Origin of the sequence: Streptomyces hygroscopicus subsp. hygroscopicus (assembly GCF_030269125.1) — a bacterium.
Taxonomy (GTDB): domain Bacteria; phylum Actinomycetota; class Actinomycetes; order Streptomycetales; family Streptomycetaceae; genus Streptomyces; species Streptomyces hygroscopicus_C.
Window position 1 is genome coordinate 119215 of sequence record NZ_BSSM01000019.1, and the last position, 16793, is coordinate 136007.

12 protein-coding genes are annotated in these 16793 nt (G+C 72.7%); 3 read left to right on the forward strand and 9 right to left on the reverse strand.

The annotated features are described in order from the left end of the window. Position 1 precedes the first annotated feature (1 nt). From scpB to pyrG, 8 genes are all read right to left on the reverse strand, one after another. The gene (gene scpB, locus QSK45_RS32645) at positions 2–667 is read right to left on the reverse strand and encodes an SMC-Scp complex subunit ScpB (RefSeq protein ID WP_285562510.1); all 666 of its coding nucleotides are present in this window, start codon (positions 665–667) and stop codon (positions 2–4) included. Beyond that, the gene (locus tag QSK45_RS32650) at positions 664–1785 is read right to left on the reverse strand and encodes a segregation and condensation protein A (protein WP_285562511.1); all 1122 of its coding nucleotides are present in this window, start codon (positions 1783–1785) and stop codon (positions 664–666) included. Before QSK45_RS32650 ends, scpB begins: the two co-directional genes overlap by 4 nt. A gap of 18 nt (positions 1786–1803) precedes the next feature. Beyond that, on the reverse strand, positions 1804–2349 hold the full coding sequence (locus QSK45_RS32655; RefSeq protein ID WP_285562512.1) for a hypothetical protein: 546 nt from the start codon (positions 2347–2349) through the stop codon (positions 1804–1806). Beyond that, entirely contained in the window at positions 2334–3467 is a 1134-nt protein-coding gene (locus tag QSK45_RS32660; RefSeq protein ID WP_285562513.1) for a ParA family protein, read from the reverse strand. Before QSK45_RS32660 ends, QSK45_RS32655 begins: the two co-directional genes overlap by 16 nt. A 414-nt stretch (positions 3468–3881) precedes the next feature. After that, positions 3882–5006: an alanine dehydrogenase gene (ald, locus tag QSK45_RS32665; protein WP_285562514.1), complete on the reverse strand. Its 1125-nt coding sequence runs from the start codon at positions 5004–5006 to the stop codon at positions 3882–3884. Positions 5007–5142: 136 nt separating this feature from the next. Next, positions 5143–7230, reverse strand: coding sequence for a tetratricopeptide repeat protein (locus QSK45_RS32670; RefSeq protein ID WP_285562515.1), 2088 nt, complete (start codon positions 7228–7230; stop codon positions 5143–5145). 183 nt (positions 7231–7413) lie between these two features. Next, positions 7414–8043: an NUDIX domain-containing protein gene (locus tag QSK45_RS32675; RefSeq protein ID WP_285562516.1), complete on the reverse strand. Its 630-nt coding sequence runs from the start codon at positions 8041–8043 to the stop codon at positions 7414–7416. An 83-nt stretch (positions 8044–8126) separates the two neighbouring features. Continuing rightward, entirely contained in the window at positions 8127–9776 is a 1650-nt protein-coding gene (gene pyrG, locus QSK45_RS32680; RefSeq protein ID WP_285562517.1) for a CTP synthase, read from the reverse strand. A 605-nt stretch (positions 9777–10381) separates the two neighbouring features. Between pyrG and QSK45_RS32685 the strand changes: the two genes are divergently transcribed. From QSK45_RS32685 to QSK45_RS32695, 3 genes are all read left to right on the forward strand, one after another. Then, positions 10382–12184, forward strand: a complete 1803-nt coding sequence (locus QSK45_RS32685; protein ID WP_285562540.1) for a glycoside hydrolase family 15 protein — start codon at positions 10382–10384, stop codon at positions 12182–12184. Between the two features lie 50 nt (positions 12185–12234). After that, the gene (locus QSK45_RS32690; protein WP_285562518.1) at positions 12235–13617 is read left to right on the forward strand and encodes an FAD-binding oxidoreductase; all 1383 of its coding nucleotides are present in this window, start codon (positions 12235–12237) and stop codon (positions 13615–13617) included. A gap of 88 nt (positions 13618–13705) precedes the next feature. Continuing rightward, positions 13706–15388, forward strand: coding sequence for a PucR family transcriptional regulator (locus QSK45_RS32695; RefSeq protein WP_285562519.1), 1683 nt, complete (start codon positions 13706–13708; stop codon positions 15386–15388). A gap of 11 nt (positions 15389–15399) precedes the next feature. On the opposite strand, the gene QSK45_RS32700 is transcribed toward QSK45_RS32695, so the two are convergent. Next, on the reverse strand, positions 15400–16530 hold the full coding sequence (locus QSK45_RS32700) for a glycosyltransferase family 4 protein (protein ID WP_285562520.1): 1131 nt from the start codon (positions 16528–16530) through the stop codon (positions 15400–15402). Positions 16531–16793: the final 263 nt, after the last annotated feature.

Below are 16793 nucleotides of genomic sequence, written 5' to 3' on the forward strand. Positions count from 1 at the left end.
CTTAGTCGTCTGCGTCCTCTGCACCGGGCGCGTCGGGCGCGTCCGGGTCGAACGACGGAACCCCTTCCTGGGTCTCGGCCTCGATCGCCTCCGCCTCCGGGAGGAAGGGCGCGAGCTCCGGAAGTTCGTCCAGGCCGCGCAGGCCCATCCGCTCCAGGAAGTAGTTCGTCGTCCTGTACAGGATCGCACCTGTTTCGGGTTCCGCGCCCGCCTCCTCGACCAGACCGCGCTGGAGCAGGGTGCGCATCACACCGTCGCAGTTCACTCCGCGCACGGCGGAGACCCGGCTGCGGCTGACCGGCTGGCGGTAGGCGACGACCGCGAGGGTCTCCAGCGCGGCCTGGGTGAGCCGGGCGGTCTGGCCGTCCAGGACCAGGCGTTCCACGGCGGGCGCGTAGGCGGCGCGGGTGTAGAAGCGCCAGCCGCCCGCGACCTGGCGCAGTTCGAAGCCGCGGCCCTGCACGGTGTACTCGTCGGCCAGCGCGCGCAGCGTGTCCGCGATCTGCCGCCGCGGCCGCTCCAGGATCCTGGCCAGGTGCTCCTCGGTCGCGGGCTCGTCCACGACCATGAGAACGGCCTCCAGAGCGGGCCGCAGCTCCAGCCCGGCGACGGCGCCCCGACCCGCCGGGGCCTCGGGGGTCTCGGGGGTCTCGGTGGTCTCGCTCACGGCTTCCTCTCCTCCTCGGGCTCCTCGGGCTGCTCGGGCGGCCGGTCGAACTCGTCGGTGACCACCGGGGCCGCGGCCTCCCCACCGGTCCAGCGCACCAGCAGCTCGCCCAGGGCGGCCTCCTGGTCCAGGGCGACGGCCTTCTCCCGGTACAGCTCCAGGAGCGCCAGGAAGCGGGCCACGACGGTGAGCGTGTCGTCGGTGTCCGCCACCAGCGCCCGGAAGCTGGCCTCCCCCAGCTCGCGCAGTCGCGCGACGACGATCCCCGCCTGCTCCCGCACGCTGACCAGCGGGGTGTGGATGTGGTCGACGTACACCTGCGGCTTGGGCCGGGGCTGCATCGCCTTGACCGCGAGCTTCGCGAACCCCTCGGGCCCGATACTGATCACGACCTCGGGCAGCAGCTCGGCGTGCTCGGGCTCCAGGCCGACGGTACGGGGGTACCGCCGGGCCTCCTCGTCGACGCGCGCGTCGAAGATGTCGGCGATCCGCTTGTACGCCCGGTACTGGAGCAGCCGCGCGAACAGCAGGTCCCGCGCCTCCAGCAGTGCCAGGTCGCCCTCGTCCTCCACCTCGGCGGCGGGCAGCAACCGGGCCGCCTTGAGATCGAGCAGAGTGGCCGCGACGACCAGGAACTCGGTCGTCTGGTCCAGGTCCCAGTCGGGGCCCATCGCGCGGATGTGCGCCATGAACTCGTCGGTGACCTTGGACAGTGCGACCTCGGTGACGTCCAGCTTGTGCTTGGAGATCAGCTGGAGGAGCAGGTCGAAGGGGCCCTCGAAGTTGGCGAGGCGGACCTTGAAGACGCCGTCGGGTGCCTCTTCGGAGGCGCTCTCCCCGGGTCCGGCGGGCGCGGGCTCCGCGGGCGCGCCGGGTTCCCCGGCGACGACTGCCACGGCGGGCGCTTCGGCAGGTTCCTCGGTGACTGCCACGGCGGGCTCCGCGACCACGTCAGCGGGTCCCTCGGCGACGACTGCCACGGCGGGCGCTTCGGCCGCGTCGGCGGATTCCCCGGTGCCGGCGGTGCCGGGCACCTCTCGGGGCGCCCCCGGCCCCCGCCCCAGCGCACGCCGACGGCCGGCGTCGCCGGGGAGGACGGAGCGGTCGTACGAGGTCATGGCCCCCGCAGGCTACCGCTAACGCCCGCGCAGCCGCCGTACGAGGATGCTCGCGTCCCCGCGGGACTCCAGGTCCGCCAGCACCACGGCCACCGCCTCGCGCACGATGCGGCCGCGGTCCACCGCCAGCCCGTGCTCGCCCCGGAGCACCAGACGCGCGTGCTCCAGGTCCATCAGTTCCTCGGCGGAGACGTACACCGTGATCTTCTCGTCGTGCCGCTCGCGCCCGCTGGGCCGCCGGTTCGCCGCCCGCCCCCGCTGCTTGCGCGGCTGGGCGGCGGCAGCGGCACCGTCCGGCGCGGACTGCCGGCGCCGGGCCGGGGACTCGGCGTCGGCGGAGTCCGCCTCCGCCGCCACGTGCTCCGCCCCCTCGCCGTCCCCGTTCCGCACGGGTACGGCCTGCGGCGCGTCCTCGGCGGCGGCCACGTCGTCGCTGTCCGGCGCGGGTGCCGGCACCCGGGCCTCACCGCCCGCGGCGCGCCGGGGACTCGACGGCTGCAGCGCCGTGCCCCCTGTCGTACGGAAGAGTTCGTCGGCCCCCGGCAGACTCACTCGGCGTGACACCGGGCGAGCACCTCCCTGGCGAGCTGGCGGTAGGCGGCGGCGCCGACGGAGTTGGAGGCGTACGTGGTGATCGGTTCACCGGCGACCGTGGTCTCCGGGAAGCGGACCGTACGCCCGATGACCGTGTGGTAGACGTGGTCGTCGAACGCCTCGACCACGCGGGCCAGCACCTCGCGGCTGTGGACCGTGCGCGAGTCGTACATGGTGGCGAGGATGCCGTCCAGCTCCAGGTCGGGGTTGAGCCGTTCCTGGACCTTCTCGATGGTCTCGGTCAGCAGGGCCACACCGCGCAGCGCGAAGAACTCGCACTCCAGCGGCACGATCACCTTGTGCGCGGCGGTCAGCGCGTTCACCGTGAGCAGGCCCAGCGAGGGCTGGCAGTCGATCACGATGTAGTCGTAGTCGGGCAGCAGCGGCTTGAGCGCCCGCTGGAGCGTGGACTCGCGGGCGACCTCGGAGACCAGCTGGACCTCGGCGGCCGACAGGTCGATGTTGGAGGGCAGCAGGTCCATGTTGGGGACCGCGGTCTTCAGCAGGACCTCGTCCGCGGACATGCCCCGCTCCATGAGCAGGTTGTAGACGGTGAGGTCGAGTTCCATGGGGTTGACGCCGAGACCCACCGACAGCGCGCCCTGCGGGTCGAAGTCCACGAGCAGCACGCGCCGGCCGTACTCCGCGAGCGCGGCACCCAGGTTGATGGTCGACGTCGTCTTGCCGACGCCGCCCTTCTGGTTGCACATCGCGATGATCTTCGCGGGGCCGTGGTCGGTCAGCGGGCCCGGGATCGGGAAGTACGGCAGCGGGCGTCCGGTGGGACCGATGCGCTCACGGCGCTGGCGGGCCGCGTCGGGCGCCAGCGTGGCCGCGTACTCCGGATCGGGCTCGTACTCGGCGTCGGGGTCGTAGAAGTGCCCCTCGGGCAGTTCGTCGTAGTCGGCGAAGTGGTTGTGGGGCGCGCCACTTCCGTCGCCGGCCATGGCGTTCACGTGATGGCCATCCATGCTCTGGTGTGCTGTCCGGGGCATCGGAGATCCCGGACTCTGGTGGGCTGCGAAGGTGCGCACAGCTACGGAGCCGACAGCCTCGAATCCCGCGGGCCCCTGGCCTCCTGCGGGCATTCCTGGTTGACCACCCCCGGGAGAAAATGTCGACTCATTCACAAGTCGTCTTACCTCCTTGGTGACCAGGAAACTTCTAGACAAGGTCAGCGTGGCACCATGCCGACGGTTGGCGACTCTATGGCGTGTCGGCGGTCCGCAGCAACACAATCCGCCGGACCCGGCAGGATGTGTCGGCAATGAAACATGTCGCTGTCAAGGGCGTACGGCCGTCGCACAGCAGGTTTCACCGGGGTGCGAATCGGTTGAACGGTTACGTTCGAGGCGAGTTGACCGAGCTTCGCAAAGTGACCATACACACATCCGGCCGGACCTTGTCGGGCAAGGTCCGGCCGGACGTGGGCGGTTGACGAGACGTGTTGACGAATCGCCTTTTACCTGTGGGTGACTTAGCGACCCACCAGGTCACGAGGGTCAGCCGAGCAGCGAGGCCAGCTCGACGTGCTCCAGGCCGTGGGCCTCGGCGACCTCCTTGTAAACGACCTTGCCGTCATGGGTGTTGAGACCCTTGGCGAGCGCGGCGTCACGGCGCAGCGCCTCGACCCAGCCGTTGTTGGCGAGGGAGACGATGTACGGCAGCGTCGCGTTGGTGAGCGCGTTGGTGGAGGTGTTCGGCACACCGCCCGGCATGTTGGCGACGCAGTAGAAGACCGAGTTGTGGACCTCGAAGGTCGGCTCGGCGTGGGTGGTGGGACGGGAGTCCTCGAAGCAGCCGCCCTGGTCGATCGCGATGTCGACAAGGACACTTCCGGGCTTCATGCGGGCCACCAGCTCGTTGGTGACGAGCTTCGGGGCCTTGGCACCCGGGATCAGCACCGCGCCGATGACCAGGTCGGCGTCCAGGACCGCCTTCTCCAGCTCGAAGGTGTTGGACATGATCGCCTTGACCTTCGTGCCGAAGATCTTGTCGGCCTCGCGCAGCTTGTTGATGTCACGGTCCAGCAGGGTCACGTCGAAGCCCATGCCGACGGCGACCTGGGTGGCGTTCCAGCCGGAGACGCCGCCGCCGATGACCACGGCCTTGGCCGGGGTCACGCCCGGGACGCCGCCGGGCAGCACGCCGCGGCCGCCGTTGGCGCGCATCAGGTGGTAGGCGCCGACCTGCGGGGCCAGCCGGCCCGCGACCTCGGACATCGGGGCGAGCAGCGGGAGCGCGCGGTTCGGCAGCTCGACCGTCTCGTAGGCGATGGCGGTGGTGCCGGACTCGATCAGCGCGTCCGTGCACTCCTTGGAGGCGGCCAGGTGCAGGTACGTGAAGAGGATCTGGTCCTTGCGGAGGCGGTGGTACTCCTCCGCGACCGGCTCCTTGACCTTGAGCAGCAGGTCGGCGGCGGCCCAGACCTCGTCGGCGGTGTCCAGGATCTGGCCGCCGGCGGCCACGTACTCGTCGTCCGTGATCGAGGAGCCGAGGCCGGCGCCCCGCTCGATGACGACCTGGTGGCCGTTGCGCACCAGCTCGTGCACGCCGGCGGGGGTGATGGCCACCCGGAACTCGTTGTTCTTGACCTCGCGGGGGATGCCGACCTTCACGTCGATCACGGTCCTTGGCTCAGAGGGTATGGGGGGTGCATTACAGGCGTACCCAGACATGCCTAGGCATACCGGGAGAGGCCGCAGGAACATGCGGCAGAGCCAGTTTAATGAAGGTGTTCCGCCTGTCTAGCCTTTCATTGCATCAATCTTCATCGGATGCACTGCGGATTTCGCAGGTGTTCCCGTCCGGTTCCGGGCTTGTAGCCGTGTCCGACGGCTGCTCCGGTGCCTCCTCGCCCAGCAGACGCCCGGCGGCCGCGCGGTGCAACCGGGCCGCCGTCGGGTCGCCGAGGTGCTCCAGGGTGTCGGCGAGGCGCAGCTCCAGCGCGGCCTGCAACCGGACGTCGTCCGCGCGCCGTGCCCACTCCACCGCCTCCTGGCAGGTGGCCAGCGATTCCCGGGGCCGTCCTGCGTACTCCTGCACCCGGGCCGTCTCGCTCAACGCCCGTGCGTGGGCGGCGACATCACCGCTCTTGCGGTAGGCCGCGCAGGCCGCCCGCCAGTTGCGCAGCGCCTCGCCGTAGCGGCCCGCGTAGGTGTGGGCGGTGGCGATCCGGCCGTAGAGCCGGGCGGCCTCGGCGCGCTCGTCGCGGGCCAGCCGGTCGGCCAGCGCGCGCCCGAACCAGTCGGCGGCCCGGTCGTAGTCCCCCAGCTCCAGGTGCGCGCCGCCTACGGATTCCATCGCGCGGCCGGTCGCGTACGGGTCGTTCGCCGCGCGTCCTGCGTCCAGCGCGGCCCGGTAGCGGGCCAGCGCGTCCCGGGTACGGCCGGTCTGGGCGTCCAGATCGCCGAGGTTCAGCAGGGCCGCCGCCCGCTCCCGGGGCAGTCCGCGGCGCTCGGCGACGTCGAGGACGAGGCCGTGGACGCCGTACAGGTCGACGGCGGCCGCCTGGGTGCCGACATGCGCGGCCACGGCCCTGACCAGCTGCGACAGCAGTCGCCTCGCGAGGGTGTCCAGCTCACCGTCGGCCACCGCGAGCCGGGCGGAGGCCAGCAGAGCGGGCTTGCGGACGCGCAGCCACTCGGCGGCGGCGCGGGGGTCGGCGAAACGCAGCGCGGGGGGCAGGCCCTGGATCTTCTCCCGGGACTGGGGGCTGTCCGTCTCGGTGATGGCCCGGCAGGAGTGGAGCAGCCGCACGGTCCGCTCCAGCATCCGCGCGCGGGCCAACTGGAGCTCCCCCGGCCGCTCCTGGGCCTCGGCGAGTCCCCGCAGCAGCGGGTGCAGCCAGCCGGGGATGTCGTACTCGGCGAGCGGGGAGTCGACCGGGCGCAGCAGGCCGAGGGCGACGAAGTCGTCCAGGGTGGCGCGGGCGGCCTCGACCGAGCAGCCGGCGAGCGCGGAGGCGGTGTGGTCGTCGACCGGACCGGCCGGGGCGAGGCTCAGCAGTCGCAGTATCCGGGCGGCGGGGCCGGGCAGCTCCTCGTGGACCAGCCGGAAGATGCGGGCCAGCGGGGTCGCGTCCGTCTCCTCCGCGCCGTCCTGCGGGGAGGTGTGCATCCGCTTGGCGAGGTCGGAGACCGATGCCTTGGGGCGGGCGGCGAGCCAGCCGCCGGCCAGCACCAGCGTGGCGGGGTGGCCCTGGCACGCCTCCACCAGGCTCTCGGCCGAGCGCGGGTCCACGGTGACGCGGACCGAGCCGGTGTAGCGGGTGAGCAGTTCCACGGCGGACTTGGTGTCGAGGCCGCCCAGGGTGCAGGGGCGGACGTCCGAGATGCCGGTGAGCGGCCCCTTGGAGACGGCCACGACCAGGCAGTCCGGGGCGTCCGGGAGGAGGGCGTCGACCTGTTCGGCGCCGGTCGCGTCGTCCAGGAGCAGCAGCCACCGGCGTCCGGCGAGGGCCGTGCGCAGGGCCTCGGAGAGATCGTCCTCGGCGGCGCCGGCCGGGGCGGGCACCCGCAGCGCGGCGAGCAGCTCGCGGGCGGCCCGTTCGACCGGAACGGGGGTGCCGTCGGGCTCGGCGAGCCGGGTCCGCAGCACACCGTCGGGGTAACGGTGGGCAACCTGGCGGACGAGTTCCTCGGCGAGGGCGGTACGGCCGCAACCGGGGCGCCCGGCGATCAGCAGCACCCGCGCGCGGGGGGCCTTGCGGCCGGCCAGGGTGTCCAGGCCCGCGCGCTCGATGTCGGCGCGCAGCTCCTTCAACTCCCGTGTACGGCCCAGGAATCGGTCCCCGTCGGCCGAGGGCGCGGACAGTCGCGCACCGCCTGTGTCCACCGCCTGATCCGTCACGGGCCACACTCCCGTCCCACACCGCACGCGCAAGCCCGCCGGATCTTCCGGAACGGGCGTTCAAGAGCCTAGTTCACGCTCTGCGACGTTCCGCTCGGAGCACGGCGGGGACGGCGGGGACATCGCCCGATCGGATCAGGCGATGGTCACACCAATGCGGGCGACGGCCCCAGACGAGAGGCGTCAGGAGGTGAAAGGACGAGCCGGCCACGGCGCGTCCGCCGGGCGCAGGGCGTCCAGACCCTCCCCGCCGCGCGCTGCCACCAGGGACAGCACCCCGACGACCAGGCAGTTGTTGTGCACGTCACCGGCGAGGACCCGGCGCACCAGCTCGTCGACCGGCACCCGCGCGTGCTCCATGTCGGTCTCCTCGTGCTCCGCCGCGAAGCGCTCGCCCTCGGCCTCGGACAGCTCACGGGCGAGGAAGACCCGTACGGCCTCGTCGCAGCCGCCGGGGGTGGTGTACACGTCGGTCAGCACCCGCCAGTCCTCGGCCTTGACGTGCGCCTCCTCGTACAGCTCGCGCTGGGCGGCGCGCAGCGGGTTCTCGCCGGGCACGTCGAGCAGTCCGGCCGGGATCTCCCACAGCTTGTGGCGCACCGGGTGGCGGTACTGGTTGATCAGGAGCACCCGGTCCTCCTCGTCCAGGGCGAGGACGGCGACCGAGCCCGGGTGGACCTGGTAGTCGCGGTGGACCACCGAGCCGTCGGGCATCACCACGTCGTCGGTGCGCACCGAGGTCTTGTTGCCGACGAAGGGGGTCTCCGTCGCCCGGATCTCCCACTCCTCGGGGGTGTCCTTGATCGTCGTCATGCCCTGTCCTTCCCCATGTGCGCGCGTGGCCGGGGCACGCACCTCGCGGATGCGCGCGCCCCGGCCACCGTACAGCTCCCGGGCTACTCGGCGATCTTCCGCTCGACCGCCGCCTTCACCAGGCCGGCGAAGAGCGGGTGCGGGCGGGTCGGGCGCGAGCGCAGCTCCGGGTGCGCCTGCGTGGCGACCAGGTAGGGGTGCACGTCACGCGGGTACTCGACGTACTCCACGAGCTTGCCGTCCGGGGAGGTGCCGGAGAACAGGATGCCCGCCTTCTTCTCCAGCTCCGCGCGGTAGGCGTTGTTCACCTCGTAGCGGTGGCGGTGGCGCTCCTCGACGTACTCCTTGCCGTCGTACACCTCGCGCACGATGGAGCCCTCGGCCAGCTTGGCCGGATACATGCCCAGGCGCATGGTGCCGCCCATGTCGCCCTCGCCGGCCACGATGTCCAGCTGCTCGGCCATGGTGGAGATGACCGGGTGGGCGGTGGCCGGGTCGAACTCGGTGGAGTTGGCGTCCGCGATGTCTGCCAGGTTGCGCGCGGCCTCGATCACGATGCACTGGAGGCCGAGGCAGAGACCGAGCAGCGGGATCTTGTTCTCGCGGGCGTAGCGGATGGCGCCGACCTTGCCGAGCACACCGCGGTCTCCGAAGCCGCCCGGGATGCAGATGCCGTCGACGTCGGCGAGCTGCGCCTTGGCGCCGGCCGGGGTCTTGCAGTCGTCGGAGGTGACCCACTTGATCTTGACGCGGGCGCGGTTGGCGAAGCCGCCGGCGCGCAGCGCCTCGGTGACCGACAGGTAGGCGTCGGGCAGGTCGATGTACTTGCCGACGAGGGCGAGGGTGACCTCGTGGTCGGGGTTGTGGACGCGGTCCAGCAGGTCGTCCCAGGTGGTCCAGTCGACGTCCCGGAAGGGCAGGTCGAGCTTGCGCACGACGTAGGCGTCCAGGCCCTCGGTGTGCACGACCTTCGGGATGTCGTAGATCGAACGGGCGTCCGGGCAGGCCACGACCGCGGCCTCGTCGACGTCGCACATCAGCGAGATCTTGCGCTTGATGGCGGTGGGCACCTCGCGGTCGCAGCGCAGCACGATGGCGTCCGGCTGGATGCCGATGTTGCGCAGGGCGGCGACCGAGTGCTGGGTCGGCTTGGTCTTCAGCTCACCGGAGGGGCCGATGTAGGGCAGCAGGGAGATGTGCACCACGAAGACGTTGTCCCGGCCCACCTCGTGGCGGACCTGGCGGACGGTCTCCAGGAACGGCAGCGACTCGATGTCGCCGACGGTGCCGCCGACCTCGGTGATGACGACGTCCACCTCGTCCGTGGCCATGCGCCGGATGCGGTGCTTGATCTCGTTGGTGATGTGCGGGATGACCTGCACGGTGTCGCCGAGGTACTCGCCGCGGCGCTCCTTGGCGATCACCGTCGAGTACACCTGGCCGGTGGTGACGTTGGCCGAGCCGTCGAGGTCGCGGTCGAGGAAGCGCTCGTAGTGGCCGATGTCCAGGTCGGTCTCGGCGCCGTCGTTCGTGACGAACACCTCACCGTGCTGGAAGGGGTTCATCGTGCCGGGGTCGACGTTCAGGTACGGGTCGAGCTTCTGCATCACGACGCGCAGACCGCGGGCCTTGAGCAGCATGCCCAGGCTGGAGGCGGTGAGGCCCTTGCCGAGCGAGGAGGCGACACCCCCGGTGACGAAGATGTGCTTGGTCGTCGTGGATTTGGGCGGCATGGCCAAGAGGGGGCTCCCGTGGTCGCTGGCTGTCGTGCGGTGCGGCTTGTACGTCCCGGATCGCTCCGAGGGTGCCGTCGCTGCGGTTCGGGGGTTTCGAGCCCACCGGTCCACGGGCTACCAGGGTATCAGCGCCCGGAGGGGATGGCTTCCGGCCACGCTCCGTGCACGTATGCGTCGACTTTCGGCCACCTTCCGTACGTGACCGAGCACGGAGCGGCCCGTACCGGGGAGATACGACGGCACAGTCCGCCCCAAGGGCCCCAGGGGTCAGCACAGTCCCGTACGACACACACGAGCATCACCGGGAGGTCACTCGTTCGGCGCACACGGGTTGCCCGGAGCGGCACGCGGATCATCCGGGTGCGTCGTATCCTGCTCGGACATTCACTGCCGGGCCCGGCCGGACGAGGCACACCCCCGCCTGCGTCACCCGGAACAACGAGAGCGCGGCAGTTCGTTGAGCAAAGACTGTCGTTTTGCCTCAGGGCTCGGCGGACTGCTTTGCTTCACAGCTCAACGACGCACAACAACGACCCCTTGACCGCACTAGCGACAGCCCCCTCGCGCGGGGGTGTGACGTGGCCGTTCGACTGGAGTTGCACGTGGCCGGGCGCATCGAAGACTACGCACTCATCGGAGACATGCAGACCGCCGCACTGGTCTGCCGGGACGGCACGGTCGACTGGCTGTGCCTGCCCCGCTTCGACTCGCATGCCATCTTCGCCGGCCTGCTGGGCACCGAGGAGCACGGCTTCTGGCGGCTCGGCCCGGCGCACGCGGCCGACGTCCAGCCGCCCACGGCCGCCCGCCGGAGCTACCGGGGCGACTCACTGATCCTGGAGTCGGAGTGGGACACCCCGCGCGGCACGGTCCGCGTGACCGATTTCATGCCCCCGCGCGACGGCGCGCCCCAGCTGATCCGGATCGTGGAGGGCGTCACCGGCCGGGTGCCGATGCGCTCGGCGCTGCGGATGCGTTTCTCCTATGGCCGCGTCGTGCCCTGGGTGCACAAGCACGAGGGCCGCACGGTCGCCGTCGCCGGACCCGACTCGGTGTGGTTCGACACCGAGGCCGAGACCTACGGCAAGTCGCTGACCACCTACGCCGACTTCACGGTCGCCCCGGGTGACCGGATCGCGTTCACGATCTCCTGGGAGCCCTCGCACAAGCGGCCGCCCGCCCTGCCGGAGCCCGAGCAGTCGCTGGAGGCCACGGAGAACTTCTGGCGCGAATGGGTCGAGCAGTGCACGTACCACGGGCCGTACCGCGAGGCCGTGATCCGCTCGCTGATCACCCTCAAGGCGCTGACGTACGCCCCCACCGGCGGCATCGTCGCCGCGCCCACCACCTCGCTGCCCGAGGACATCGGGGGCGTGCGCAACTGGGACTACCGCTACACCTGGCTGCGCGACGCCGCGATCACCCTGTCCTCGCTGCTGCGCACCGGCTACCGCGAGGAGGCCCGCGCCTGGCGCGAGTGGCTGCTGCGCGCGGTCGCCGGCGATCCCGAGAACCTCCAGATCATGTACGGCATCGCCGGCGAGCGGGAGCTGGGCGAGGCGGAGCTGGACTGGTTGCCGGGCTACGAGGACTCGGCCCCGGTCCGGGTCGGCAACGGCGCGGCCCACCAGCTCCAGCTGGACGTGTACGGCGAGGTCACCGAGGCCCTGCACCTGGCCCACATGACGGGCCTGGCCCGCAACGACTACGCGTCCCTGCTCCAGCTGAAGCTGATCCGCTACCTCGAGGACCACTGGCAGGAGCCGGACGAGGGCATCTGGGAGGTGCGCGGCCCGCGCCGGCACTTCGTGCACTCCAAGGTGATGGCCTGGGTGGCGGTGGACCGCACCATCAAGCTGATCGAGTCCGGCGACGCGGACGGCCCGCTGGAGCGCTGGCGCGAACTGCGCGACGACATCCACCGGGACGTGTGCGAGAAGGGCTACGACAAGGAGCGCAACACCTTCACCCAGTCCTACGGCTCCCAGGAGCTGGACGCCTCCCTGCTGCTGATCCCGCAGATGGGCTTCCTGCCGCCGGACGACAAGCGCGTCATCGGCACCATCGAGGCGATCCAGCGCGAGCTGTCGACCTCCGACGGCTTCATCCTGCGCTACCCCACGGAGGGCCAGGCCGAGGGCGTCGACGGTCTGCCGGGCGACGAGGGCGCGTTCCTCGCGTGCTCGTTCTGGATGGCCGACGACCTCGCGATGATCGGCCGCGTCGACGAGGCCCGCAAGCTCTTCGAGAAACTCCTCGCCCTGCGCAACGACCTCGGACTGCTGGCGGAGGAGTGGGACCCGCGACGCAAGCGGCAGGTCGGCAACTTCCCGCAGGCGTTCAGCCATGTGCCGCTGATCGACACGGCGCTGCGGCTCACGGCTTCGGGCGCGTACGGCGGCTAGGCACTCTAGGCTGAAAGCGCACGAATCCCCCCTTTCGGAAGGGGGCTGCCATGGCGTCCCGTTCCAAGGCCCGCACCGCCCTCGCCGCCCTCCGCGACGATCTCGTCGGCGACGTCCTCGCCCCGGAGGACCCCGGCTACGACGGCGCCCGTGCCGTCTTCAACGGGATGATCGACCGGCGACCGGCCGTGATCGCGCGGTGTGCCGGCGCGGCCGACGTCGTGCGGTCGGTGTGGTGTGCGCGGGAGCTGGATCTGCCGGTCGCGGTGCGCGGCGGCGGGCACAGCGTGGCGGGCTCCGCGCTCGGTGACGGCGCGCTGGTGGTGGACCTGCGGCGGATGCGGGGGGTCACGGTCGATCCGGCCGCGGAGGCGGTCCGGGTCGAGGGCGGGGCCACGATGAGCGAGCTGGACCGGGCGACACAGCCGTACGGGCTGGCCACGACCGGGGGCCGGGCGTCGACCACGGGGGTCGGCGGTTTCGTCCTGGGCGGGGGCACCGGCTGGCTGGACCGCGCGTTCGGGCTGGCCGTGGACAACCTCGTCGCCGTGGAGCTGGTGACCGCGGACGCCGAGCGGGTGCACGCGAGCGCCGACGAGAACCCGGAGCTGTTCTGGGCGCTGCACGGCGGGGGCGGCAACTTCGGCGTCGCCACCGCGCTCACCCTGGAGCTGCACGAACTTCCGCTGTTCTGCGTGGCGTTGACGCTGTGCCTGCCGGAGTCGGGGCCGGCGGTGGTCCGCGCCTTCCGGGAGATCCTGCGCACCGGCCCGGACGCGGTGGGCGGAGCGGTGCTGTACGCCACCGGCCCGCCGGCGGACTTCGTACCGCCCCCGCTGGTGGGCCGGCCGCTGTGCCTGGCGCTGCTGACGTACGCGGGCGGCGAGGAGGAGCTGCGCGAGCTGGCCGAGCCGCTGCTGGCGCTGCCGCACGAGGCACAGGTCGTGGGCGCGCGGCCGTACACCGAGGTGCAGCGCATGCTCGACGCCCCGGCGGGACTGCGGAACCACTGGTCCGCGGAGTACCTCGGCGATCTGCCGGACGACGCGGTGGACGTCTTCTGCGACCTCGGGCAAGGGGTGCCGACCCCGACCCCCACCCAGCACGTGCTGCTCCCGCAGGGCGGGGCCGTCGCGAAGGGCCCGCACGCGTACCCGGTGCCGTACCGGGACGCACCCTGGGCGGTGCACCCGTTCGGCATCTGGGCGGATGCGGCGGACGACGAGCGGTGCGTCGGCTGGGTGCGAGAGGTGTGCGCGGCCGTACGGCCCTGGAGCACGGGGGACGTCTATCTGAACTTCATCGGCGACGAGGGCCCCGAGCGGGTCCGGGCGGGCCTGGGCGAGGGGAACACCCTGCGCCTGGAGAAGGTGAAGCGGCGGTACGACCCCGACAACGTCTTCCGCTTCAACCACAACATCAGGCCGGTCTAGCCCCGGCGCCGGTCCGGTCCGGCCACGAGATCGGACCGGTCCCGCCAGGAGATGTTCTTCGGGCGTTCTCGCAGGTAGCGTCCGCTTCATGGACAGCGGTACGGACAGCAGACCCGACACCCAGGGCGCGGGCATCACCGTTCAGCGGGCACTGGAGCTGCCCGGACTGCGCAGTGGACTGCCGGAGATCGTCGCGGGCGCGGACCGGCTCAGCCGTACCGTGCGCTGGGTGCACGCGGGCGAGGTGCCGAACATCGCCTCGCTGCTCAAGGGCGGCGAGCTGCTGCTGACCACGGGCTACGGGCTCGGCACCCGGCCGGCCGAGCAGCGGGCGTTCGTGCGCACGCTGGCCGAGCGCGGGATCGCCGCGCTGGTGGTGGAGCTGGGCCCGCGCTTCAGCCGGCTGCCGGCCGCACTGGTGGACACCGCGCGGGCGGCCGACCTGCCGCTGGTGCAGCTGCACCGCGAGGTGCCGTTCGTGGCGGTCACCGAGGAGATCCACACCGAGATCGTCAACGGCCACTACGCGCTGCTCCAGCGGGCCGAAGAGGTGCACCGGCGCTGTACCGAGGCGCTGCTGGGCGGCGGCGGGGTGCCGCATGTGCTGGGCATCCTGGCCGGCTTCAGCGGCAACCCGGTGTTCCTGGAGACCGCCGACGGCCGGCTGCTGTACGCGGCCGGCGAGGGGCCCGAGGGCGCGGACCCGCTCCAGGTGTGGGAGGGGCTGCGCGGCCCGCACAAGAACGCGCCGCCGCCCGCCGGTTCGGTCCTGGTGGACGTACCGGGCGGCGGTCCCGGTACGGCGGGTTCGGTGCGCGCCCGGCTGGTGCTGCTGCCGGTGCGCTCCGCGCTGGCGCCGGTGCACCGGATCGCCGCGGAGCGGGCCGCGGGCATCCTGGCCGTGGTACTGATGCAGGCCCGGCAGGAGGAGGAGCTGGCGGCGCGCGGGCGCGGCGACTTCCTCACCGATCTCGCGGAGGGCCGTATCTCCGCGCAGGACGCGCCCGCCCAGGCCCGGGTCCTCGGCTTCAAGCCCGGCGGCAGCCCGCTGCTGCCGGTGGTGATGCGGGTCGGCGATCCCCCCTCCCCCGCCGGGGGCACCGCCCGCACGGGCGAGGCCGAGCGCGGGGGCGGCTGGGCGGTTCTCGCCCGCGCGGTCTCCGAGGAGCTGGCCGCCGTGGGCGTGCCGGTGCTGCTGGGCGTACGGCCGGTGGAGGGCCGGGTGCTGGTGCTGCTCGGGCTGCGCTCGGAGTCGGAGCGCGCGACGGTCGCGGACCGGGTGGCGGCGGCGCTGCGGGCGGGGGTGGAGCGCGCCGGGATGCGGCGGCCCGGCACCTCGCCGCCCGTGGTGGTCGTCGGCATGGCGGGCGGCTGGGCGGCGGCCTCGGCGGGACTGCGGCACGCGGCGGAGACGGCGGCGGCCGCGCAGGGGCTGACCGACCGTCCCTGGCACGACGCCCGCCGCCTCGACATCGACCTGTTGCTGTGGCGGCTGCGCGACCACCCGGACCTCGCGGCCTTCGTGGACCGGGCGATCGGCCCGCTGCGCGACCACGACCGACGTTCCAAGCCGCCGCTGCTGCCCACCCTGGAGACGTATCTCGCGCACGCGGGCCGCAAGGCCGAGACCGCCCGTGAACTCCACCTGAACCGGCAGACGTTGTACAACCGTCTCGCCCGCATCGGCGAGTTGCTGGGCACCGACCTCGACGACCCGCAGACCGTCCTGGCCCTGGGCCTCGCGCTGCGGGCCCGGCGCCACGTGCCCTAGCCCGTTTCCGTTCAGAGAATCATCGGCTGGGTCAACTCGTCGTACACGCTGAGTACTTGGGCCACCGTCTCGTCCTCGGTCGGCCACCCGGCGGCCTGCCGCGCGCCCCGTTCCCGCAGCAGATCCCGGCGGGAGGGGTCGACGAGCAGGCGCCCGACGGTGTCGGCGAGGGCGGACGGGTCGCCGTACGGGACGAGTTCGGCGGCGTCGCCCACGAGGTGGGGAATGCCGCCGACGCGGGTGGCGACCAGGGGGACGCCGGCGTGCAGCGCCTCCTGGGCCAGGACGGACCGGGACTCCCAGCGGCTGGTGAGCAGGGCCAGGTCGGCGGCGGCGAGCAGTTCGGGGAGGTCCTCGCGGTGGCCGAGGAGCCGTACCGGGAGCCGCTCGGTCTCGATGCGCCGCTGGAGCAGCGGTCGCAGCGGGCCCTCCCCCGCGACGACGACCAGCGGCGCGGGGTCGAGGTCCCGCCAGGCGCGGGCCGCGTCCAGCAGGGTCTCGTGGCCGCGGTGCCGGTCGAGGGGGCCCGCGGCGAGGAGCAGCGGGCGTTCCGTGGCGCCGAGTTCCGCGCGGGCCTTGGGCCGCAGCCGGTCGGGGTCGTCCGGAGCGGTCGGGGGCCGGCGGGGCAGGGTCACGGCGGCGAGCCGGGCGTCCCGGGCGCCGGTGCGGCGGGCACGGTCGACCAGGTCCGGGCTGGTGCCGAGGACCACGGTCGCGGCGCGGGCCACGCGCCGCTCCAGCAGGCGCATCAGGTGGGCCCGCGCGCCCTCGGCGTACGCCCGGTTGTGCCAGGTGACGACCAGTGGGGTGGTGCGCCCGCCGAGCGCGAGGACGGCCCGGAAGGAGGCGTGCAGGCCGTGCGCGTGCACCAGGTCGGCGTCGGCGCAGACGGCCCGGAGCGCCGCCACCGAGGCGGGGTCGCTGCTGCGCGGCACGTGCACATGTCCGGCGCCGGTGCCGGCGAAGTCGTAGGCGCGGTCGGCCTCGACGGGGGCGCACACCGTGACCCGCACGCCCCGGGCGACCAGTCCCGCGGACAGGGAGCGCACATGCGCGCTCCCGCCGGCGTTGCCCCCGCCCAGCACCTGCACGGTGCGCAGCGGCGGCCGGCCGTGCGGTGCGTTGCTGCTCAGGGGGCTCACGAGGCCGGGCTCCTGGTTCGGCGTGGGGCTGTCACGAGGCGACGTACAGAAGGTAGCGGGCGCACAGGGGCGGTGGGACGTGCCCCGCGCGCCTCCCGCGCGGCCGGTGTCCCCGTCCAGCATGCCAGCAGGCGGGGCCGTCGGGGGAATACCGGGCGGGCGCACGGGGCGGCGGGCCGGGGCAATGCGCCGGAGCACATCACCCACACGGGTGAATGAGGTCGGACCCGGGGTGACCGAACCTCCGGTGCGTCCCCCGAGGT

What these genes read in the sequence shown, in the direction of transcription:
- QSK45_RS32675 (WP_285562516.1), bottom strand. Translation starts at nt 8,043, where the DNA reads ATGACGACGATCAAGGACACCCCCGAGGAGTGGGAGATCCGGGCGACG.
- QSK45_RS32660 (WP_285562513.1), bottom strand. Translation starts at nt 3,467, where the DNA reads ATGCCCGCAGGAGGCCAGGGGCCCGCGGGATTCGAGGCTGTCGGCTCC.
- QSK45_RS32695 (WP_285562519.1), top strand. Translation starts at nt 13,706, where the DNA reads ATGGACAGCGGTACGGACAGCAGACCCGACACCCAGGGCGCGGGCATC.
- QSK45_RS32650 (WP_285562511.1), bottom strand. Translation starts at nt 1,785, where the DNA reads ATGACCTCGTACGACCGCTCCGTCCTCCCCGGCGACGCCGGCCGTCGG.
- pyrG (WP_285562517.1), bottom strand. Translation starts at nt 9,776, where the DNA reads ATGCCGCCCAAATCCACGACGACCAAGCACATCTTCGTCACCGGGGGT.
- QSK45_RS32690 (WP_285562518.1), top strand. Translation starts at nt 12,235, where the DNA reads ATGGCGTCCCGTTCCAAGGCCCGCACCGCCCTCGCCGCCCTCCGCGAC.